We start from the raw sequence: 21,191 nt of genomic DNA on the forward strand, positions 1-21,191 counted from the left end.
CGCCTGAATATTATATAATGAGTTTTGTCAGTCACGCCGACGTAGCTCAATTGGCAGAGCAGCTGACTTGTAATCAGCAGGTTGCGGGTTCGAGTCCCATCGTCGGCTCCATTTTAATCACGTGGAGAGATTCCCGAGCTGGCCAAAGGGGGCAGACTGTAAATCTGCTGGCACTGCCTTCGAAGGTTCGAATCCTTCTCTCTCCACCACTCTAAAAATCAATTAACATAAATATCGCGGGATGGAGCAGCTGGTAGCTCGTCGGGCTCATAACCCGAAGGTCGAAGGTTCAAATCCTTCTCCCGCAACCATGTGAATTAAGCTGGCGTAGCTCAGTAGGTAGAGCGTATCCTTGGTAAGGATAAGGTCACCGGTTCAATCCCGGTCGTCAGCTCCATTATAAATATCGGGCGGCGTAGCTCAGTTGGCTAGAGCATGCGGTTCATACCCGCAGTGTCCGGGGTTCGAATCCCTGCGCCGCCACCAATTACAAACAAAAACCCTCATGTGTGAGGGTTTTATTGTTTGCAGTTACTAGTTACTAGTTCTTAGTTATTAGACACTCTTGCTGTTAACAGCACCGGTAGAAGAAGGAAATTATTTATTCAGGCTTGCCACCACGTATCCCGATCTTCGCATAGAACAAACTAAAGTTCCTTTCGGGAATGTTTCGCTATGCTCCGATAGGGAACGTTTGTGGCAAAACCTTCATTCTGATTAATAATTCCAGGATGGTAGATTTTATCAAAATCGCACGATAGTTCAGGCCTACTAGTAACTAGTAACTGATAACTAGCAACTGCAGACTGCAATCGCAGTCTGCCAAAATGTATATATTTGACAGATGCCTGTAAATATTGTAGAATATGATGAGCAGAAGGGGCGATAATGCTTAAGATTACATAAAAGAGAAATTAGGCATTTAAGGAGGAAAGTACATATGGCAAAGGCAAAATTTGAAAGAACCAAACCCCACGTTAACATTGGTACCATCGGCCACGTGGACCACGGTAAAACCACTACCACTGCCGCTATCACCTACGTTTTAGCCAAGCAAGGTTTGTCCCAGGCCGTAGCCTTCGACCAAATCGACAAAGCTCCTGAAGAAAAAGCCCGTGGTATCACCATTTCCACAGCCCACGTTGAATATGAAACAGCGAACCGGCACTACGCCCACGTAGACTGCCCCGGCCATGCTGACTATGTAAAGAACATGATCACCGGTGCTGCCCAGATGGACGGTGCCATCCTGGTTGTATCCGCCGCTGACGGTCCTATGCCCCAGACCCGGGAGCACATTCTCTTAGCCCGTCAGGTAGGTGTGCCCTACATCGTTGTATGGCTTAACAAAGTTGACATGGTAGATGACGAAGAACTCTTAGAGCTGGTAGAAATGGAAATTCGTGACCTTTTGAACCAGTACGAATTCCCCGGTGATGAAATTCCCATCATCCGTGGTTCCGGCTTAAAAGCTCTGGAAGATCCTACTGGACCCTGGGCGCAAAACATTCTGGATCTCATGAAGGCCGTAGACGAATACATTCCTACTCCCCAGCGGGACGTTGACAAGCCCTTCTTGATGCCCGTAGAAGACGTATTCTCCATCACCGGACGTGGTACAGTTGCTACCGGCCGTGTAGAACGTGGAACCATCAAAGTTGGTGAAGAAGTACAAATCGTAGGTCTGACAGAAGAACCCAAGAAGACCGTAGTAACTGGTGTAGAGATGTTCCGTAAGCTCCTGGATCAAGCCCAGGCCGGTGACAACATTGGTTGTCTCTTGCGTGGTGTGGACAAGAAAGAAATCGAGCGTGGTCAGGTACTGGCGAAGCCTGGTTCCATCAAACCTCATACCAAGTTTACCGCTGAAGTATACGTACTGACCAAGGAAGAAGGTGGTCGTCATACTCCCTTCTTCAACGGTTACAGACCCCAGTTCTACTTCAGAACCACTGACGTAACCGGTGTAGCAACCCTTCCTGAAGGTGTAGAAATGTGTATGCCTGGCGACAACATCAAGATGACCATCGAGCTCATCACGCCTATTGCTATTGAAGAAGGATTGCGTTTCGCTATTCGTGAAGGCGGTCGTACAGTAGGCGCCGGTGTTGTAGCTAGCATTATAGAGTAACTAGGAAGCTATAAAAGCAGGACTAGTCTCCTGCTTTTTTTGTTCTAATGTTCCACTAGCCTTGCCAGAGTCTTTCTATTGACACCAAATACCTGTTGTGATAAATTAAGTAATGTTATGGACAAAATACCCGTAATATGGGTTTTTTCAGTGGGAGGTGGCGAGCATGCGGGTAGCAATTACTTTAGCTTGTACTGAGTGCAAACAACGCAATTATACATCCACAAAGAATAAGAAAAATCACCCTGATCGCATGGAGTTAAAGAAATACTGCAAATTTTGCAAGACTCATACAACTCATAAAGAGACCAAGTAAATATTTGTGTCAACAGAGTGAAGGTTCTATAACAACCTTGATTAGGTTATTATATAACTGTTAATAGTTAGGATGTGTAAAATATGAGTGTTGCTAAAGGAGAAAAAGTAAGCTTTTTTGATAGGGTAAAAAAGCATTACAGAGGAGTAACCGGAGAATTAAAGAAAGTACACTGGCCAAACAGGAAAGAACTTGTTTCCTATACTACAGTTGTACTTGTTTCCTGTGTGCTGGTGGGCGTAGCCATCTGGATTGTTGACTCGGGTGTCAGCTTTTTGATGGGTTTGATTCTCAAATAATTGGTTACGAGGAGGGAAGGGCCTTATTTCTTCAAGAAATAGGGGCCCTTGTTTATGGAAAAGAACTGGTTTGTTGTCCACACATACTCCGGATATGAGAACAAGGTCAAGGCAAACCTGGAAAAACGCGTTGAGTCCATGAACATGGGAGATAAGATTTTCCGCATCTTGGTCCCCGTGGAGGACGAAATAGAATTTAAGAACGGCAAGAAAAAAATTGCCAAGCGTAAGGTTTTTCCAGGGTATGTTCTTGTTGAAATGACTATGACTGATGATTCGTGGTATGTAGTAAGAAATACTCCTGGTGTTACGGGTTTTGTAGGCACCGGTGCTAAACCTATACCGCTCCATGAAACGGAAATTAAGCAAATTCTCAAACAAATGGGCATAGAGGAAGCTAAACCGAAGGTTACGTTCAAGGTAGGCGAAAGTGTTAAAGTAACTTCAGGACCGTTCCAGAATTTTATAGGTGAGATAGAAGAGGTCTATCCCGACAAAGGCAAGGTTAAGGTTCTCGTGGCCATGTTTGGCCGGGAAACACCTGTTGAACTGGATTATGGCCAGGTGCAAAAGGTGTTTTAATTGGAGTGGGAGGGCTTTATGCCCGTTTTATACCACATTACAGCTAAGGAGGTGTACCTAAAATGGCCAAGAAGGTTGTTGGCTTTATTAAATTGCAGTGCAATGCTGGCAAAGCAACTCCGGCACCCCCTGTTGGACCTGCTCTGGGTCAACATGGTGTAAACATTATGCAGTTTTGCAAGGAGTTTAACGAAAGGACTGCCAAACAGGCAGGTTTAGTTATTCCTGTTGAGATTACTGTATATGCAGACCGTTCTTTCACTTTTGTCTGCAAAACTCCGCCGGCATCAATCTTGTTAAAGAAAGCCGCAGGTATTGAAACTGCTTCTAGTGAACCTAACAAGAAAAAGGTTGCCAAAGTTCCCAGATCTAAAGTCCGGGAAATTGCGGAAACTAAGATGCAGGATCTCAATGCCGCTTCGTTGGAAGCAGCCATGAGGATGGTTGAAGGCACTGCCCGCAGTATGGGTATCGAAATAGTAGAAGGCTAATCAGCCTGGTGGGAGGAGAAATCCGATTACCACAAAGGAGGTAAGGACATTTATGCCAAAAAGAGGTAAAAGATATGCGGATGCGTTGAAGCAGATTGACCGCACAGTTTTATATGATTCCAATACCGCCTTGGAATTAGTAAAAAACAATGCCAAGGCCAAATTTAATGAGACTATTGAGGTAGCGTTTAAACTTGGGGTTGACCCCCGTCACGCTGACCAACAGGTACGGGGTGCTGTTGTTCTGCCCCATGGTACAGGAAAAACCCGTACAGTGCTTGTCTTTGCTAAAGGTGAAAAAGCCAAGGAAGCTGAAGCAGCGGGAGCTGACTTTGTGGGGGCCGATGACCTGGTAGCCAAGATTCAGGAAGGCTGGTTCGGTTTCGATGTGGCTGTAGCTACACCTGACATGATGGGTACTGTCGGTAAGCTGGGTAAATTGTTAGGCCCCAAAGGCTTAATGCCCAACCCCAAAGTAGGAACTGTTACCTTTGATGTAGAAAGGGCTATCAAAGAGATTAAAGCTGGTAAAGTAGAGTATCGTGTTGATAAAACAGGTATTGTACATGTACCTATCGGTAAAGCTTCCTTCCCTCAGGAAAAGCTGGCCGAAAACTTCCAGACAATGGTGGAAGCTATTATTAAGGCTAAGCCCCCTGGTGCCAAAGGCCAGTATATCAAATCCGTTACTGTATCCTCAACGATGGGCCCTGGTGTGAAAATCAACCCCTTAAAATTAGCTTAAGCTTGCATTAACTTAAAGAATAGGATATACTATAAAGCGTTAATTAAATAGAGACCCATTCTGACTGTAGACAGTAGGTGCTTTGCTTAAACTCGTAAGAGGCCTGCCGAGGTTGGAACAAGAGGCATGTTGCTATTTTTAGAACAGGCTTATTGGACCTCCGTATGTCTACGGGGGTCTTTCTATTTATAATTACCTGGCAAGAAAGGAGGCGTGACGTTGGGTAATCTCGACATTAAAAAGCAGGTCGTTCAGGAAATTGCGGAACGTTTTGAGAGAGCACAATCCGTTGTTATCGCCGAGTACAGGGGTTTAACCGTAGCCGAAGTCACAGAATTACGGGCCAAACTAAGAGCCGCCGGGGTAGATTTTAAAGTATTAAAGAACACTCTGGTAAAAATCGCCGCGGAAAATACGGGAGTTCAAGGCTTGGATCCCTATCTGGAAGGACCTACAGCCTGGGCTTTCAGTATGCAGGATCCCGTTTCTGCTGCAAAAGTCCTGATTGACTTTGCTAAGACCCATAACAAACTGGTGATCAAAGGTGGCATTATCGAAAACAAGGCATTCCCTGCCGATGGCGTTAAAGCCTTGGCCGATTTGCCGCCGCGCGAAGTGCTGCTGGCTCAGGTTCTGGGTGCAATGCAGGGCCCTTTGGTGGGAATGGCCAATGTGCTGCAAGGACCTATCCGCAAATTCGGATATGCTTTGGAAGCCCTCAGAAAAGCCAAAGCTGGGGAATAAGTGAAAAGCAGTTACTAGTTGCTAGTTCCTAGTTACTAGTAACGGTAAGTGGAAAGCCAGATAAGCTATTCCTTAGTGGGGTTCACCAATGTTTTCTTGTTCACACATTACTCAATAAAAATACTCTAGTCATTGATAAAAACTAGGAACTAATAACTAGTAACTAATTAAAGGAGGATTATTTAAATGTCTAAAATTAATGAAATTATTGAAGCCGTGAAAGGTTTAACTGTTCTGGAACTTGCTGAATTAGTAAAAGCTTTTGAAGAGGAGTTCGGTGTTTCCGCCGCCGCTCCCGTAGCCGTTGCCGCTGCTCCTGTAGCCGGTGCCGCTGCCGCTGCTGCTCCTGCTGTTGAAGAGCAAACTGAGTTTGATGTTATCTTAGCCAATGCCGGCGACAAGAAGATCAACGTTATCAAGGTAGTTCGTGAAGCAACCGGCTTGGGTCTGAAGGAAGCTAAGGATCTGGTTGACGGTGCTCCCAAACCTGTAAAAGAGAAAGTCAGCAAAGAAGAGGCTGAAGCCCTTAAGGCTAAGCTTGTTGAAGCTGGTGCCACTGTCGAAATTAAGTAACTTAAAGCGCCCTGTATGGGGCGCTTTAAATTTGTCAGCCACTCTTTCACGACATCCGACTTCCGACATCCGACGATTTCTAACTAACTTAATCGTACCCGCTACCAGCTACCCGAAAATATAATGCTAAGTCGGGTAACGGGAATCGGGAATCAGGGAGCGTCCGTCACTACCAACTACCAACTAAATTATTGACATGTCTTTGGGGATGTGCTAAAATTAAAATCTGCGATTAATTTTATTGCTATTTGTTGGTGACTCAAACTAAATTTTGACTTTTGTCTGCTAGTGACGCCTAGCTGATTCGGTGGCTTAATACATAACATGAGCGGTGTTCCTGGCTCTGACAGAAAAGGTGAATAATACCACGTATAAAGGGAAAGACTACATGGGTGGATTAAAAATAGCAAGGTTTTTACCTTGCTTTTAGGCGTTTATATTTCAAGGTTTTCTAAACGCTTTTTACATGACAAGAACATCTGAGGGGTGAGAGTTTTAATGCGTCATCCGATGGAAGTGGGTAAAAGAACGCGAGAAAGTTTTGCAAGAATCAAAGAAGTCCTGGAAATGCCTAATCTCATTGAAATTCAGCAAAATTCCTATCGGTGGTTTCTTAATGAGGGTATTAGGGAGATGTTTCGTGACATTTCGCCTATCCAGGATTTTACCGGTAATTTAGTTCTGGAATTCGTAGATTACAGCCTTGGCGAACCCAAATATTCCGTTGAGGAATGTAAAGAGCGTGACGTAACCTTTGCGGCTCCTTTAAGAGTTAAGGTAAGGCTCATTAATAAAGAAACCGGCGAGGTAAAAGAGCAGGAAGTATTTATGGGGGATTTCCCCTTAATGACAGATAAAGGCACCTTTATTATCAATGGTGCGGAGAGGGTTATTGTCAGCCAGCTGGTGAGGTCTCCGGGTGTATACTATACGGAACAGATAGACCCCAGCGGCAAGAAAGTATACGGAGCTACGATTATTCCTAACCGGGGTGCCTGGCTGGAGTTTGAAACCGATGTTAACGACAACATCTTTGTTCGGGTAGATAGAACCAGAAAACTGCCGGCCACCGTCCTGTTGCGAGCCCTGGGCTATAGCAGCAATGGACAAATTGCCGGACTATTCCAAGATGACGAACGGATTCGTCTGACCCTGGAGAGGGACCATACGGAATCTGAAGATGAAGCTTTAGTAGAAATTTATAAACGTCTAAGACCTGGTGAACCTCCTACGGTAGACAGCGCCCGTTCTTTATTAAATACTTTATTCTTTGACCCTAAGCGATATGACCTGGCCCATGTAGGGCGTTATAAGCTGAATAAGAAGCTTAAGGTCAATGTGCCCCCCCATATTCGCCATGTCACCAAGGAAGATATTGTTGCCTCTATTCACTATCTTCTCAAGTTAATGAAGGGTGAGGGCAAACCCGACGATATTGACCACCTGGGTAACCGGCGCCTGCGTTCTGTGGGGGAACTCTTACAGAACCAGTTCCGGATTGGTTTATCCCGTATGGAACGTGTGGTTCGCGAGCGCATGACTATTCAGGATGTGGATGTAATCACACCTCAGGTGCTCATTAATATTCGCCCGGTAGTGGCTGCTATTAAAGAATTCTTTGGTTCCAGCCAGCTCTCCCAGTTTATGGACCAAACCAACCCCCTGGCTGAATTAACCCATAAACGTCGTTTGAGTGCTTTAGGACCTGGCGGTCTTTCCCGGGAACGAGCAGGTTTCGAGGTCCGGGACGTTCACCACTCCCACTACGGCCGGATGTGTCCCATAGAGACTCCCGAAGGTCCCAACATCGGTTTAATTGGTTCTTTGAGTACTTATGCCCGTATTAATGAATTTGGTTTTATTGAAACCCCTTATCGTAAGGTAGACAAAGAAACGGGTAAGGTTACCGATGAAATTGTATACCTTACTGCCGATGAAGAGGATAATTATGTGATTGCTCAGGCCAACGCACCTCTGGATGAGGAAGGACGCTTTATCAATGCCAAGGTAAATGCCCGTCACGGCAGCGAAATTATTGTGGTACCCGTGGAAAAAGTTGACTACATGGATGTTTCGCCTAAACAGGTTGTTTCTATCGCTACTGCTATGATTCCCTTTTTGGAGCATGATGATGCTAACCGGGCCTTAATGGGCGCTAACATGCAGCGCCAGGCTGTTCCTTTATTGCGCACAGATGCCCCCTACGTGGGAACGGGCGAGGAATATAAAGCGGCCCGGGATTCCGGCGTGGTTTTACTGGCCAAGGAAGGCGGTGTCGTGGAACGGGTTACCGCCAACGAGATCATCATCCGTACTGATGAGGGGAAACTGGAAAAACACAAGCTGATCAAATTTTCCCGTTCTAACCAGGGGACTTGTATCAACCAAAAACCCATTGTGAGACGTGGGGAGCGAGTTTTCGCCGGTCAGGTTATTGCAGACGGTCCTTCCACGGATCAGGGAGAATTAGCCTTGGGTAGAAACGTTTTGGTAGCTTTTATGACCTGGGAAGGTTATAACTATGAAGACGCTATCCTGATCAGCAAAAAGCTGGTCAAGGAAGATTATTTTACCTCGATTCATATAGAAGAATACGAATGTGATGCCCGGGATACCAAATTAGGACCAGAGGAAATTACCAGGGATATCCCCAATGTGGGTGAAGATGTGCTCAAGGATCTGGATGAACGGGGTATTATTCGTATCGGAGCAGAGGTAAGACCCGGAGATATTTTGGTAGGTAAAGTTACGCCCAAGGGTGAAACCGAACTCACTGCCGAGGAAAGGCTCTTAAGGGCCATTTTTGGTGAGAAAGCCCGGGAAGTAAGAGACACATCCTTACGTGTACCCCATGGCGAAGCCGGTAAGGTTGTGGACGTAAAAGTTTTCACCAGGGAAAACGGCGATGAACTGGCGCCGGGAGTAAACCAGATTGTTCGCGTTTATATTGCCCAGAAGAGAAAGATCTCCGAAGGTGATAAAATGGCTGGGCGTCACGGGAATAAGGGGGTTATCTCCCGCATCATGCCTGAGGAGGATATGCCTTTCCTGCCTGACGGCACACCCATTGAAATCGTCTTGAACCCTCTGGGGGTACCCTCCCGGATGAACATCGGGCAGGTTTTAGAGACCCACCTGGGCTGGGCGGCTAAGGCTCTGGGAATCAGGGTCGCCACACCTGTCTTTGATGGCGCTACAGAAACTGATATCGAAGAGATTTTACGTGAAGCAGGCCTGCCGGAAACGGGTAAAACCATCCTTTATGACGGCAGGACCGGTGAACCCTTTGATAACCCCATCACTGTAGGTTATATGTATATGCTTAAACTGGCCCACCTGGTAGACGATAAGATTCATGCCCGTTCCACAGGTCCTTACTCTCTCGTTACCCAGCAGCCATTGGGTGGTAAAGCCCAGTTCGGTGGGCAGCGCTTTGGGGAGATGGAAGTATGGGCTTTAGAGGCATACGGTGCAGCATATACCCTTCAGGAGATCCTAACAGTAAAATCTGACGATGTGGTAGGCCGGGTTAAAACTTATGAAGCCATCGTCAAGGGAGAAAATGTTCCCGAACCCGGGGTGCCTGAGTCCTTCAAAGTGTTGATCAAAGAACTGCAAAGTCTGGGTCTTGATGTCAAGGTACTGTCGGAGAACGATGAAGAAATTGAAATCCGGGAAATTGATGATGATATTAGCGAAGCGGCTAAGGAATTGGGGCTCGATATCCATGCACCTGAAAGACCGGGTCCTCTCGAAGATGAAGGTGAAGGAGACGACCAGGATGATGGCTTTATCGAATTTGATCCGGAAGATATGGAAGAGGAAGATTTTAACCTTGATTAACCATCAATAGGTTCGTTTTTAACCAGGAATCTATAACAAGGAAGGAGAGAGGCCCTTGTTAGATGTAAATAATTTTGACAGGATGAGAATAGGTTTGGCTTCTCCTGAGCAAATCCGGGCCTGGTCCAGCGGTGAAGTTAAAAAACCTGAGACCATCAACTACAGGACCTTAAAACCTGAACGTGAAGGATTGTTTTGTGAAAAGATTTTCGGACCTACCCGTGACTGGGAATGTCACTGTGGTAAATATAAGAGGGTTAGATATAAAGGAATTGTCTGTGATCGTTGTGGTGTGGAAGTTACCAAGTCCAAGGTAAGGCGGGAGAGACTTGGTCATATCGAATTGGCCGCTCCCTGCTCCCACATCTGGTACTTTAAAGGGATTCCCAGCAGGATGGGTCTCATTCTCGATATGTCTCCCCGCTCCCTGGAGAAAGTCCTGTATTTTGTTTCCTATATCGTAACGGATCCCGGAGACACTCCTCTCATGAAAAAACAGCTTTTAACAGAAGTTGAATACCGGGAATATAAAGACAAATATGGGAACAGATTCCAGGCCTCTATGGGTGCTGAGGCCATCAAGACCCTCCTTGAAGAAATGGACCTTGATGAAATGGCCAAAGAGCTGCGGGCAGAGCTGCGTGAAGCTACTGGGCAGCGGAAGGTAAGAGCCATCAGAAGGCTGGAAGTGGTGGAAGCCTTTAAAAACTCGGGCAACCGTCCCGAGTGGATGATTCTTGATGTTATTCCCGTCATTCCTCCCGAACTCCGTCCTATGGTTCAGTTGGACGGTGGACGCTTTGCCACTTCAGACTTAAATGATTTATATAGAAGAGTAATCAACAGGAATAACCGGTTGAAGAGGCTCCTTGACTTAGGTGCACCGGATATCATCGTGCGTAACGAAAAACGGATGCTCCAGGAGGCAGTGGACGCCCTGATTGATAACGGGCGCCGTGGTCGCCCCGTTACGGGGCCTGGTAACCGGCCCCTTAAATCCCTCAGTGATATGCTAAAGGGGAAACAGGGTCGTTTTAGACAAAACCTACTGGGTAAACGTGTAGACTACTCAGGCCGTTCCGTAATCGTAGTTGGCCCGGACTTAAAATTGCATCAATGTGGGCTCCCCAGAGAAATGGCTTTGGAATTGTTCAAACCTTTCGTCATGAAGAAACTTGTTAATGATAACTATGCCCACAATATTAAGAGTGCCAAAAGAATGGTGGAACGGGTGCGCAGCGAGGTCTGGGATGTCCTGGAGGAGGTCATTAAGGACCATCCCGTACTCCTAAACCGTGCTCCTACTTTGCACCGCCTTGGTATTCAGGCTTTTGAACCTGTACTGGTAGAAGGCCGGGCGTTACAGATCCATCCTCTGGTTTGTACCGCTTACAATGCCGACTTTGACGGTGACCAAATGGCCGTTCACGTACCTCTTTCGGCAGAGGCCCAGGTTGAAGCACGTCTCCTGATGTTATCAGCCCACAATATTCTTAACCCTAAAGACGGCCGACCTGTAGTAACCCCTACCCAGGACATGGTTTTAGGTTCTTATTATCTTACGGTGGAGCAACCTACCGACAAACCCGATACTGAGCTCAGAAAGTTTAGCGGTGTAGAGGAAGCAGTCTATGCGTATCATGCTGGCGAGGTAACTCTTCATGAGCCTGTTATCATCAGGCTAAACGGTCAGAGAATCAGAACTACAACGGGGCGGTTGATTTTTAACCAGGCCCTTCCTCCCGAGCTTGGCTTTTATAACGAAGTAATCGGTAAGAAACAGCTGGGGCAAATTGTGGCCAAATGTTTCCGCCTTTTAGGCAACTCCGCTACCGCAACCATGCTGGACAATATTAAAAAGCAAGGGTTTACCTATTCCACCAGAGCAGGGATTACCGTGGGTGTAACAGATATTGTGGTGCCTAAAGAAAAAATCCAGCTCTTAGAAGAAGCCGATAAACAGGTAGAAAGAATAGAAAACCAGTTTAGACGGGGGCTTATTACCGAAGAAGAACGTTACCAGCTGGTTATCGGTGTCTGGAATAAAACAACGGAAGATGTGACCAAAGCCTTATTAAATACATTGGATCGTTTTAATCCTGTCTATATGATGGCGACCTCCGGGGCCCGCGGTAATATCCAACAGATCCGCCAGCTGGCGGGGATGCGGGGACTTATGGCCGACCCTTCGGGTCGCACCATTGAGTTGCCCATTAAATCCAACTTCCGTGAAGGATTGGCTGTCTTGGAATACTTCATTTCTACCCACGGTGCCCGTAAAGGTCTGGCTGATACGGCGTTGAGGACTGCCGACTCCGGATACCTTACCCGCCGATTGGTGGACGTGGCCCAGGACGTTATCGTGCGTGATGACGACTGCGGAACGACCACAGGTATCTATGTTGATGAAATAAAAGACGGTCCGGAAGCCATCGAGTCATTGTTGGAGAGAATTGTGGGTCGCTATGCCATGGAGGATGTACTTCATCCGGAAACCGGTGAAATTCTCGTGCAGGCTGGACAGGAAATTACGGAAAACGATGCCTCCCGCATTGTGGAAGCCGGTATTAAAGAGGTATATATCCGCTCAGTTTTAACCTGTAAATCCCGTTACGGTGTGTGCCGTAAGTGTTACGGCCGCAACCTGGCTACCGGGCGCATGGTAGAGATTGGTGAGGCGGTAGGTATTATCGCTGCCCAGTCTATCGGCGAACCGGGTACGCAGTTGACCATGAGAACCTTCCACACCGGTGGTGTAGCCGGTGACGATATTACCCAGGGTTTGCCCCGGGTAGAGGAACTTTTCGAGGCCAGGAAACCCCGCGGTCAAGGAATTATTGCAGAAATTGACGGTAAGGTTCACATCACGGAGATAAAAGGCCGCAAGGAAATCGAAATCGTTCATCCCGGTGAAGAAAAAATAATTTATCAAATTCCTTTTGGTTCTCGTATTAAAGTTAAGGAAGGACAGATGGTGGAAGCGGGCGATGAACTGACCGAAGGCTCCATCAACCCCCATGATCTCCTGAAGGTCAAAGGATTAAGGGGTGTCCAGACCTACCTCTTACGTGAAGTTCAGCGGGTATACCGGCTCCAGGGTGTGGATATCAATGATAAACATATTGAAGTCATGATCAGGCAGATGCTGAGAAAGGTTAAAGTTGAAGAACCGGGTGATACTTCACTCTTGCCGGGCGGCCTAATTGATATCTTTGAGTTTGAGGAAGAAAACGCTAAGGTATTTGCTACTGGAGGAGAACCGGCTACGGCCAAGCCTGTGCTCCTGGGGATTACCAAAGCCTCTCTGGCTACAGATTCTTTCCTGTCTGCCGCGTCTTTCCAGGAAACCACACGTGTCCTTACTGAAGCAGCCATTAAAGGAAAGGTTGATCCCTTGTTGGGTCTGAAGGAAAACGTGATCATAGGCAAACTCATACCTGCGGGCACCGGCATGTCCAGGTATCGTAACATCAAGGTAAATCCCGCCGGCAGCGAAGAGCCAAATCCTACCACGACGGAATAATATTGACATCATAAAATCACAGTGATAAAATGACTAAGTGTGCGTTATCCCATAAGGAGGTATAGCCGCATGCAGAGGCTTGTCAATGCTAAACGGAAGACAGTGGGAATGAAACAAACAACGAAAGCCCTGGAGAGAGGGCAGGCCCGCATAGTCTTTTTGGCTAAGGATGCCGACGAGAAAGTGCGGCGCCCCGTTATGGAGATGTGCCGTGTGCATGGTGTTCCCCTGGAAGAAGTAGAAACCATGCGTGAGCTGGGAAAAGCCGGGGGAATTCAGGTCCCGGCAGCAGTTGCCGCCATTATTGAATGATTTACTTTGGTTCGTTTTACTGGTGATAAGACTAACCAGTAGAATATAGCAAGTCGAAGCACCCTGAGGAGGGGTGATTTCGACTTGCCGTCTATATTTTAAAAGTTTTTACGACAGCCTGGGAAGGAGGTGTGTTATATGCCGACCATTAACCAATTGGTAAAGCAAGGTAGAGAGGTTATTCAGGAAAAATCAACAGCCCCTGCTTTAAAAGAGTGTCCTCAAAAGCGGGGTGTTTGCACTAGAGTATATACAACTACGCCAAAGAAGCCGAATTCTGCATTACGTAAAGTAGCCAGGGTTAGACTGACCAATGGTATCGAAGTTACTGCCTACATTCCGGGGATTGGCCACAACTTACAGGAACACTCCGTGGTTTTAGTAAGAGGCGGTAGGGTTAAAGATTTACCTGGTGTAAGATACCATATTGTACGCGGTGCTCTGGATACAGCCGGTGTACAGAAACGTAACCAGGGTCGTTCCAAGTATGGGACCAAGAGACCCAAAGCTGGTGCTGCCAAAAAGTAAGGCAAGCTAATTTTAAGCTGTCAACTTAAGCTCTTATTAGGATAAACTTATAATTCTTGACGAAGGGGGGAAAGGAGATGCCTAGAAAAGGACCTGTACCCAAAAGGGAAGTTTTGCCCGATCCCATTTATAATTCCAAAGTGGTTACAAAGCTGATTAACAAGGTTATGTATGATGGCAAGAGGGGTGTGGCTGAGGGCGCACTCTATGATGCTCTCAAAATAGTGGAAGAGAAAACAGGCAAAAACGGGCTGGAAGTATTGGAACAAGCCATGAAGAACATCATGCCTGTTTTAGAGGTTAAGGCCCGCCGTGTAGGTGGTGCTAACTACCAGGTACCCGTTGAAGTTAGGGCAGACAGGAGAGAAGCCCTGGGCATCAGATGGTTAGTCACTTACGCCCGTAAGCGTGGCGAAAAAACCATGGATGCTAAACTGGCCGGGGAAATCCTGGACGCTGCCAATAATACCGGCGGCGCAGTGAAGAAAAAAGAAGATACCCATAAAATGGCTGAAGCAAACAAAGCTTTTGCCCATTACCGCTGGTAAGAAATTATTTGCCAAATCATTCACTTTTAACCCCGCAAACTGGGTGCCGAAAAACCCCCGGGATAGGGGGTCTTTGGCATACAACTGGCCATTCATGGTCTAAGAAAGGGGGAAATAATCGTGGCTAGACAAATTCCATTAGATAAAACCAGAAACATAGGAATCATGGCGCATATCGATGCTGGTAAGACGACAACTACCGAAAGAATTCTTTTTTATACAGGTCGTGTCCACAAAATCGGTGAAGTTCATGATGGTGCTGCTACCATGGACTGGATGGTGCAGGAACAGGAAAGGGGTATTACCATCACCTCTGCTGCTACTACCTGTCAATGGAGAGGCCATCGCATTAACATTATTGATACGCCAGGGCACGTTGATTTTACTGTTGAGGTGGAACGGTCCTTACGTGTCTTAGACGGCGCTGTAGCTGTGTTCTGTTCGGTAGGTGGGGTCGAGCCCCAGTCCGAGACTGTTTGGCGGCAAGCTGATAAATATGGGGTTCCTCGTATCGCCTATATTAATAAGATGGATAGAGTTGGAGCAGATTTTTTCAGAGGAGTCAACATGATCAGGGAGAGACTGGGTGCAAATCCTGTGCCCATTCAACTGCCGGTAGGATCAGAGGACAGTTTCCGGGGAATAGTGGATTTGGTAAAAATGAAGGCCTACTATTATATTGATGACCTTGGTACAAGAAGCGAGGAAACCGAGATTCCCGAAGATATGAAGGATTTAGTTCTGGAATATCGTGAAAAGCTGGTGGAAGCTGTTGCTGAAAGCGACGAGGAATTAATGATGAAATACCTGGAAGGTGAAGAGCTGACGGAAGAAGAGCTGGTGCAAGGAATCCGCAAAGCCACTATTGCTGTAAAGATGATTCCTGTAGTTTGCGGTTCGTCTTTCAAAAATAAGGGCGTTCAGCTCCTTCTGGATGCGGTGGTAGATTACCTGCCTGCACCCACGGATATACCTTCGATTAAAGGGGTACACCCGGACACAGGTTCTGACGATGAGAGACATGCCAGTGATAATGAACCTTTTTCTGCATTGGCCTTTAAGATTATGGCCGATCCCTATGTAGGAAAATTGGCTTTCTTCCGTGTCTATTCAGGTGTCCTCAAGTCGGGTTCTTATGTATTCAACTCCACAAAGGGTAAAAGGGAACGGATAGGTCGTCTCTTACAGATGCATGCCAACCACCGTGAAGAAATCACTGAAGTCTATGCCGGTGATATTGCTGCTGCTGTAGGATTAAAGGATACGACTACGGGGGATACCTTGTGTGATGAAAACAAACCCATCATCCTGGAATCCATGCAGTTCCCTGAACCTGTTATTGATGTGGCCATTGAGCCTAAGACTAAAGCCGACCAGGAAAAAATGGGCGGAGCCCTGTCCCGTTTGGCTGAAGAAGATCCCACTTTTAGAATGCATACGGATCCTGAAACAGGGCAAACCATCATTTCGGGTATGGGTGAACTACACCTGGAGATTATCGTTGACCGTTTGCTGCGCGAGTTCAAGGTAGATGCCAATGTAGGACGGCCCCAGGTTGCCTATAAGGAGACCATCCGCTCTAAGGTTAAGGCCGAAGGCAAATTTGTCCGTCAATCCGGCGGCCGCGGTCAATACGGTCACTGCTGGATTGAACTGGAGCCTCTCGAGCCAGGTTCTGGTTATGAGTTTGTCAACAAAATCGTCGGCGGTGTTATCCCAAAAGAATATATCCCTGCTATTGACGCCGGTATCCGTGAAGCTATGGAGAATGGAGTTTTAGCAGGTTATCCCATGCTGGATATGCGGGCCACCTTATATGACGGTTCTTTCCACGAGGTGGACTCATCTGAAATGGCCTTTAAGATTGCGGGGTCCATGGCCTTTAAAAATGCCGCTACCAAAGCCAACCCGGTACTTCTCGAACCCATTATGAAAGTAGAAGTGGTTGTACCTGAGGAGTACATGGGTGAAGTTATTGGTGATATCAACTCCCGCCGTGGGCGGATCGAGGGAATGGAAGCCAGAGCTGGGGCCCAGGTTATACGCGGATATGTGCCCTTAGCTGAGATGTTCGGTTATGCCACAGATTTGCGTTCCAAGACCCAAGGTCGCGGCACTTATGTCATGCAGTTTTCCCATTATGAAGAAGCACCCAAGAACATCACTGAGGAAATTATTGCAAAGCGTCAAGGGAAATAAAAAGTATATAGGATTTAAAGGAGGATTATTTCAAAATGGCAAAGGCAAAATTTGAAAGAACTAAACCCCACGTTAACATTGGTACCATCGGCCACGTGGACCACGGTAAAACCACTACCACTGCCGCTATCACCTACGTTTTAGCCAAGCAAGGTTTGTCCCAGGCCGTAGCCTTCGACCAAATCGACAAAGCTCCTGAAGAAAAAGCCCGTGGTATCACCATTTCCACAGCCCACGTTGAATATGAAACAGCGAACCGGCACTACGCCCACGTAGACTGCCCCGGCCATGCTGACTATGTAAAGAACATGATCACCGGTGCTGCCCAGATGGACGGTGCCATCCTGGTTGTATCCGCCGCTGACGGTCCTATGCCCCAGACCCGGGAGCACATTCTCTTAGCCCGTCAGGTAGGTGTGCCCTACATCGTTGTATGGCTTAACAAAGTTGACATGGTAGATGACGAAGAACTCTTAGAGCTGGTAGAAATGGAAATTCGTGACCTTTTGAACCAGTACGAATTCCCCGGTGATGAAATTCCCATCATCCGTGGTTCCGGCTTAAAAGCTCTGGAAGATCCTACTGGACCCTGGGCGCAAAACATTCTGGATCTCATGAAGGCCGTAGACGAATACATTCCTACTCCCCAGCGGGACGTTGACAAGCCCTTCTTGATGCCCGTAGAAGACGTATTCTCCATCACCGGACGTGGTACAGTTGCTACCGGCCGTGTAGAACGTGGAACCATCAAAGTTGGTGAAGAAGTACAAATCGTAGGTCTGACAGAAGAACCCAAGAAGACCGTAGTAACTGGTGTAGAGATGTTCCGTAAGCTCCTGGATCAAGCCCAGGCCGGTGACAACATTGGTTGTCTCTTGCGTGGTGTGGACAAGAAAGAAATCGAGCGTGGTCAGGTACTGGCGAAGCCTGGTTCCATCAAACCTCATACCAAGTTTACCGCTGAAGTATACGTACTGACCAAGGAAGAAGGTGGTCGTCATACTCCCTTCTTCAACGGTTACAGACCCCAGTTCTACTTCAGAACCACTGACGTAACCGGTGTAGCAACCCTTCCTGAAGGTGTAGAAATGTGTATGCCTGGCGACAACATCAAGATGACCATCGAGCTCATCACGCCTATTGCTATTGAAGAAGGATTGCGTTTCGCTATTCGTGAAGGCGGTCGTACAGTAGGCGCCGGTGTTGTAGCTAGCATTATAGAGTAACTACCAACTAACAACCAACAACTGATGTAGGATAGGGAAAAGAGGGGATTTTCCCCTCTCTCCCTTCATCACTACTTAGTAATTTGTGCCATCTGGTAAAAGTTAGATATTGTGGAAAACACCATATTTTAATATAATTATAAAAGTGTGGTTGACATGCGATGAAGTGGAAGGTTGCTGAAACGAGCATGACACACCCGAGGGCGTTGTTCTTGGTTCGGAGTAAGGGAATTTCCGCAGAGAATGTCCGTAAAATAATAAATCGGGCGACTAGGAGGGAGGTTATCCTATGGCAAAACAACAAAAAATCAGAATAAGACTGAAGGCTTTTGATCATAAAATTCTTGATCAGTCAGCCGAAAAAATTGTAGAGACAGCAAAGCGCACAGGCGCATCTGTGGCTGGACCTATTCCGCTGCCGACAGAGCGGAATATTTATACGATTTTGCGGTCTCCCCACGTTAATAAAGACTCGCGCGAACAGTTTGAAATGAGAACTCATAAGCGTCTTATCGATATCGTGGACCCAACTCCCAAAACTGTAGATGCTCTCATGGGTTTGGATTTGCCTGCCGGAGTTGATATCGAGATTAAACTTTAGAAAATGAACCCGTAAAATAGGGTTTCTTTGTGCTTTTTGGTTTAAAGAGACTACCGAAGGTTTTACTAGGAGGTGGCAATAGTGAAAGCCATATTGGGTACCAAGTTAGGTATGACCCAGATTTTTGACGAAACAGGCAAGGCGATCCCCGTCACGGTAATTGAAGCGGGGCCTTGTGTGGTTGTACAGAAAAAAACTGCTGAGAACGATGGATACAATGCGATTCAGGTCGGCTTTGGTGAAGTTAAAGAACAGGACCTGAACAAGCCCCTTAAAGGACACTTTGCCAAGGGACAAATCAAACCCTTGCGCTATCTGAAAGAGTTTAGAGTCGACGATGCCAATGCCTATAATATAGGGCAAGAAATTAAAGCAGATGTTTTTTCCTCAGGAGAATGGGTGGATGTCACCGGTTTGACTAAGGGTAAAGGCTTTGCCGGCGGTATCAAACGTCACGGTTTTCATCGTGGACCTATGAAGCATGGCTCTAAATACCATCGCCGCCCCGGTTCTTTAGGAGCGAAAGGGCCGGCTCGTGTATTCTTAGGCCGTAAACTGCCTGGTCGTTTGGGCAGAGAACAAGTAACAGTTCAGAAGCTGCTGGTGGTTAAAGTAGATCCAGAGCGCAATTTGCTCTTAGTGAGAGGGGCCATCCCCGGACCTAAGAAAAGCCTGGTAACCATCAAGAGTTCGGTTAAAGCTTAGTAACTTGATGGAAAGGAGGAAATATAGGATGCCTAAAGTTGCAATATATAATGTGCAAGGTGCACAAGTTGGTGAAATGGAATTAAATGATGAAATTTTTGGTATTGAACCCAATGAGGCAGTTGTGCACGAAGCCGTCGTTATGCAGTTGGCCAGCCTGCGCAGGGGTACCCACGCTACCAAAACCAGAGCGGAAGTCCGCGGCGGCGGTCGGAAACCCTGGCGTCAAAAGGGTACAGGACGCGCTCGTGCGGGTACAATCCGTTCACCACTGTGGCGTAAAGGTGGAATTGTGTTTGGACCTAAGCCCCGTGATTATGCCTACTCTATTCCCCGTAAAAAGAGACGTTTGGCTATAAAGTCCGTCCTATCTTCGAAAGTGAATACAGGGGATCTTATTGTTTTAGATAACCTTACTCTGGCAGCGCCCAAAACAAAAGAAATGGTACAGGTACTGAATAACCTGAAAGTGGATAAGAAGGCCTTGATTGTCACTGTGGACAATGAAACCAATGTAGAAAGGTCTGCCAGAAACATTGCCGGGGTGAAGCCCTTAGCCGCTGACGGTATCAACGTATACGACCTTCTCAATCACGACAAATTGATTATCACGAAAGATGCCATTGCCAAAGTTGAGGAGGTGTGGGCATAATGCGAAATCCCCATGAAGTGCTCATCAAGCCTGTCGTTACAGAAAAGACCACTAACTTAATGGAAGAAAACAAGTACACCTTTGAAGTTGACAGAGATGCTAACAAGATCGAGATTAAGCATGCTGTAGAGTCCATTTTCAAAGTGAATGTGGTTGATGTGAAAACTTTAACTGTAAAAAGCAAACCGAAAAGAATGGGTAAATATGTGGGCAGAACTTCCAGCTGGAAGAAAGCCATAGTTACCCTTAAACCTGGTGAAAGACTGCCGATATTTGAAGGCTAGTCTTAGACTTGTGTAAGGGAGGGAAAAAAATGCCGGTTAAAAAATTTAAGCCAACATCCCCTGGTAGAAGGCAAATGACCGTTTCTACCTTTGAAGAAATTACTACCAATGAACCGGAAAAGTCGCTGGTCGAACCTTTGAAAAAGCACTCGGGCCGCAACAATGTAGGTAGACTTACTGTACGGCACCAGGGTGGCGGACATAAACGTTTATATCGTATTATCGATTTTAAACGGGATAAGGATGGTATTCCCGCCAAAGTTGCTACCATCGAATACGATCCTAACCGTTCCGCTAACATTGCCCTTTTACACTATGTAGATGGTGAGAAGAGATACATTCTGGCTCCCCATGGCTTAAAGGTTGGAGACAAAGTTATTTCCGGTCCTGATGCAGATATTAAAGTGGGTAATGCCCTGCCGCTGGCCAACATTCCTGTAGGTACCGTTATTCATAACATCGAATTAAAGCCTAAAAAAGGTGGCCAGCTGGTAAGATCCGCGGGAGCTTCAGCCCAGCTCATGGCCAAAGAGAATAACTATGCATCAATCCGGATGCCATCTGGGGAAGTCAGACTGGTTCATGTAAACTGTAAAGCTACTATCGGTCAGGTAGGGAACCTGGAGCATGAAAACATTACCATCGGCAAGGCTGGCCGTGCACGCTGGATGGGCATCAGACCCACTAACCGTGGTGTGGTCATGAACCCGGTAGACCATCCCCATGGCGGTGGTGAAGGCCGTTCCCCCATTGGCCGGAAGAACCCTGTTACACCCTGGGGTAAACCAGCCATCGGAGGCAAAACACGGAAGAAGAAGAATCCTACAGATAAGTTTATCGTGAAGCCTCGCAAGAAGTAATTGGCGATAACCGTTTGGAAAGGAGGCAA

Annotated in this window: 20 protein-coding genes, 5 tRNA genes and 1 other annotated feature; all 25 genes read left to right on the forward strand. The window is 46.9% G+C overall.

The window, feature by feature from the left end:
- Positions 1-35: 35 nt before the first annotated feature.
- The 25 genes from BR63_RS14775 to rplB all read left to right on the forward strand — a co-directional run bounded on the left by BR63_RS14775 (position 36) and on the right by rplB (position 21,162).
- Positions 36-111, forward strand: a tRNA-Thr gene (locus tag BR63_RS14775).
- A gap of 12 nt (positions 112-123) precedes the next feature.
- Positions 124-209 (forward strand) — tRNA-Tyr (locus BR63_RS14780).
- Positions 210-235: 26 nt separating this feature from the next.
- Positions 236-311, forward strand: a tRNA-Met gene (locus BR63_RS14785).
- Positions 312-321: 10 nt separating this feature from the next.
- Positions 322-397: transfer RNA gene (locus BR63_RS14790), tRNA-Thr, on the forward strand.
- A 12-nt stretch (positions 398-409) separates the two neighbouring features.
- Positions 410-486: transfer RNA gene (locus BR63_RS14795), tRNA-Met, on the forward strand.
- A gap of 454 nt (positions 487-940) precedes the next feature.
- Entirely contained in the window at positions 941-2,131 is a 1,191-nt protein-coding gene (gene tuf / locus BR63_RS14800; RefSeq protein ID WP_034424880.1) for an elongation factor Tu, read from the forward strand.
- A gap of 166 nt (positions 2,132-2,297) precedes the next feature.
- Complete coding sequence (gene rpmG / locus BR63_RS14805; protein WP_034425468.1) at positions 2,298-2,447, forward strand: 50S ribosomal protein L33; 150 nt, start codon at positions 2,298-2,300, stop codon at positions 2,445-2,447.
- 83 nt (positions 2,448-2,530) lie between these two features.
- Entirely contained in the window at positions 2,531-2,746 is a 216-nt protein-coding gene (gene secE / locus BR63_RS14810) for a preprotein translocase subunit SecE (RefSeq protein ID WP_034425470.1), read from the forward strand.
- A 54-nt stretch (positions 2,747-2,800) separates the two neighbouring features.
- A complete protein-coding gene (gene nusG / locus BR63_RS14815; protein ID WP_034425472.1) occupies positions 2,801-3,328 on the forward strand; it encodes a transcription termination/antitermination protein NusG in 528 nt (175 codons plus the stop codon).
- 62 nt (positions 3,329-3,390) lie between these two features.
- A complete protein-coding gene (rplK, locus tag BR63_RS14820) occupies positions 3,391-3,819 on the forward strand; it encodes a 50S ribosomal protein L11 (protein WP_034425474.1) in 429 nt (142 codons plus the stop codon).
- A 52-nt stretch (positions 3,820-3,871) separates the two neighbouring features.
- Complete coding sequence (gene rplA, locus BR63_RS14825; RefSeq protein ID WP_034425475.1) at positions 3,872-4,564, forward strand: 50S ribosomal protein L1; 693 nt, start codon at positions 3,872-3,874, stop codon at positions 4,562-4,564.
- A 46-nt stretch (positions 4,565-4,610) separates the two neighbouring features.
- Positions 4,611-4,758: a sequence feature (ribosomal protein L10 leader region), on the forward strand.
- A 25-nt stretch (positions 4,759-4,783) separates the two neighbouring features.
- Positions 4,784-5,308 carry a 50S ribosomal protein L10 gene (gene rplJ / locus BR63_RS14830; protein ID WP_034425478.1) on the forward strand — a complete coding sequence of 175 codons (525 nt, stop codon included), beginning with the start codon at positions 4,784-4,786 and terminating at the stop codon, positions 5,306-5,308.
- 186 nt (positions 5,309-5,494) lie between these two features.
- Positions 5,495-5,881: a 50S ribosomal protein L7/L12 gene (gene rplL / locus BR63_RS14835; RefSeq protein ID WP_034425480.1), complete on the forward strand. Its 387-nt coding sequence runs from the start codon at positions 5,495-5,497 to the stop codon at positions 5,879-5,881.
- Between the two features lie 498 nt (positions 5,882-6,379).
- Positions 6,380-9,724: a DNA-directed RNA polymerase subunit beta gene (rpoB, locus tag BR63_RS14840; RefSeq protein ID WP_034425482.1), complete on the forward strand. Its 3,345-nt coding sequence runs from the start codon at positions 6,380-6,382 to the stop codon at positions 9,722-9,724.
- 55 nt (positions 9,725-9,779) lie between these two features.
- Entirely contained in the window at positions 9,780-13,247 is a 3,468-nt protein-coding gene (gene rpoC, locus BR63_RS14845) for a DNA-directed RNA polymerase subunit beta' (RefSeq protein ID WP_034425484.1), read from the forward strand.
- Positions 13,248-13,316: 69 nt separating this feature from the next.
- The gene (locus BR63_RS14850) at positions 13,317-13,559 is read left to right on the forward strand and encodes a L7Ae/L30e/S12e/Gadd45 family ribosomal protein (RefSeq protein ID WP_034425486.1); all 243 of its coding nucleotides are present in this window, start codon (positions 13,317-13,319) and stop codon (positions 13,557-13,559) included.
- Between the two features lie 138 nt (positions 13,560-13,697).
- A complete protein-coding gene (rpsL, locus tag BR63_RS14855; RefSeq protein WP_034425488.1) occupies positions 13,698-14,087 on the forward strand; it encodes a 30S ribosomal protein S12 in 390 nt (129 codons plus the stop codon).
- A 77-nt stretch (positions 14,088-14,164) separates the two neighbouring features.
- Positions 14,165-14,635, forward strand: coding sequence for a 30S ribosomal protein S7 (rpsG, locus tag BR63_RS14860; RefSeq protein WP_034425490.1), 471 nt, complete (start codon positions 14,165-14,167; stop codon positions 14,633-14,635).
- A gap of 120 nt (positions 14,636-14,755) precedes the next feature.
- Positions 14,756-16,834 carry an elongation factor G gene (gene fusA, locus BR63_RS14865; protein ID WP_034425493.1) on the forward strand — a complete coding sequence of 693 codons (2,079 nt, stop codon included), beginning with the start codon at positions 14,756-14,758 and terminating at the stop codon, positions 16,832-16,834.
- Between the two features lie 35 nt (positions 16,835-16,869).
- A complete protein-coding gene (gene tuf / locus BR63_RS14870) occupies positions 16,870-18,060 on the forward strand; it encodes an elongation factor Tu (RefSeq protein ID WP_034424880.1) in 1,191 nt (396 codons plus the stop codon).
- 289 nt (positions 18,061-18,349) lie between these two features.
- Entirely contained in the window at positions 18,350-18,661 is a 312-nt protein-coding gene (gene rpsJ, locus BR63_RS14875) for a 30S ribosomal protein S10 (protein ID WP_034424882.1), read from the forward strand.
- A gap of 78 nt (positions 18,662-18,739) precedes the next feature.
- Positions 18,740-19,366 (forward strand): 50S ribosomal protein L3, encoded by a 627-nt coding sequence (rplC, locus tag BR63_RS14880; RefSeq protein ID WP_034424946.1) that lies wholly within the window; start codon positions 18,740-18,742, stop codon positions 19,364-19,366.
- A gap of 28 nt (positions 19,367-19,394) precedes the next feature.
- Positions 19,395-20,018 (forward strand): 50S ribosomal protein L4, encoded by a 624-nt coding sequence (rplD, locus tag BR63_RS14885; protein WP_034424884.1) that lies wholly within the window; start codon positions 19,395-19,397, stop codon positions 20,016-20,018.
- Positions 20,018-20,302: a 50S ribosomal protein L23 gene (gene rplW, locus BR63_RS14890; protein ID WP_034424886.1), complete on the forward strand. Its 285-nt coding sequence runs from the start codon at positions 20,018-20,020 to the stop codon at positions 20,300-20,302. Before rplD ends, rplW begins: the two co-directional genes overlap by 1 nt.
- Positions 20,303-20,331: 29 nt before the next feature.
- Positions 20,332-21,162, forward strand: coding sequence for a 50S ribosomal protein L2 (gene rplB / locus BR63_RS14895; protein ID WP_034424887.1), 831 nt, complete (start codon positions 20,332-20,334; stop codon positions 21,160-21,162).
- Positions 21,163-21,191: the final 29 nt, after the last annotated feature.

The organism is Thermanaerosceptrum fracticalcis (assembly GCF_000746025.2).
In the GTDB taxonomy this organism is placed as follows: domain Bacteria; phylum Bacillota; class Peptococcia; order DRI-13; family DRI-13; genus Thermanaerosceptrum; species Thermanaerosceptrum fracticalcis.

Coding starts and splice junctions, on each gene's coding strand:
- tuf (WP_034424880.1), top strand. CDS start 941: ATGGCAAAGGCAAAATTTGAAAGAACCAAACCCCACGTTAACATTGGT.
- rpmG (WP_034425468.1), top strand. CDS start 2,298: ATGCGGGTAGCAATTACTTTAGCTTGTACTGAGTGCAAACAACGCAAT.
- secE (WP_034425470.1), top strand. CDS start 2,531: ATGAGTGTTGCTAAAGGAGAAAAAGTAAGCTTTTTTGATAGGGTAAAA.
- nusG (WP_034425472.1), top strand. CDS start 2,801: ATGGAAAAGAACTGGTTTGTTGTCCACACATACTCCGGATATGAGAAC.
- rplK (WP_034425474.1), top strand. CDS start 3,391: ATGGCCAAGAAGGTTGTTGGCTTTATTAAATTGCAGTGCAATGCTGGC.
- rplA (WP_034425475.1), top strand. CDS start 3,872: ATGCCAAAAAGAGGTAAAAGATATGCGGATGCGTTGAAGCAGATTGAC.
- rplL (WP_034425480.1), top strand. CDS start 5,495: ATGTCTAAAATTAATGAAATTATTGAAGCCGTGAAAGGTTTAACTGTT.
- rpoB (WP_034425482.1), top strand. CDS start 6,380: ATGCGTCATCCGATGGAAGTGGGTAAAAGAACGCGAGAAAGTTTTGCA.
- BR63_RS14850 (WP_034425486.1), top strand. CDS start 13,317: ATGCAGAGGCTTGTCAATGCTAAACGGAAGACAGTGGGAATGAAACAA.
- rpsL (WP_034425488.1), top strand. CDS start 13,698: ATGCCGACCATTAACCAATTGGTAAAGCAAGGTAGAGAGGTTATTCAG.
- rpsG (WP_034425490.1), top strand. CDS start 14,165: ATGCCTAGAAAAGGACCTGTACCCAAAAGGGAAGTTTTGCCCGATCCC.
- tuf (WP_034424880.1), top strand. CDS start 16,870: ATGGCAAAGGCAAAATTTGAAAGAACTAAACCCCACGTTAACATTGGT.
- rpsJ (WP_034424882.1), top strand. CDS start 18,350: ATGGCAAAACAACAAAAAATCAGAATAAGACTGAAGGCTTTTGATCAT.
- rplD (WP_034424884.1), top strand. CDS start 19,395: ATGCCTAAAGTTGCAATATATAATGTGCAAGGTGCACAAGTTGGTGAA.
- rplW (WP_034424886.1), top strand. CDS start 20,018: ATGCGAAATCCCCATGAAGTGCTCATCAAGCCTGTCGTTACAGAAAAG.
- rplB (WP_034424887.1), top strand. CDS start 20,332: ATGCCGGTTAAAAAATTTAAGCCAACATCCCCTGGTAGAAGGCAAATG.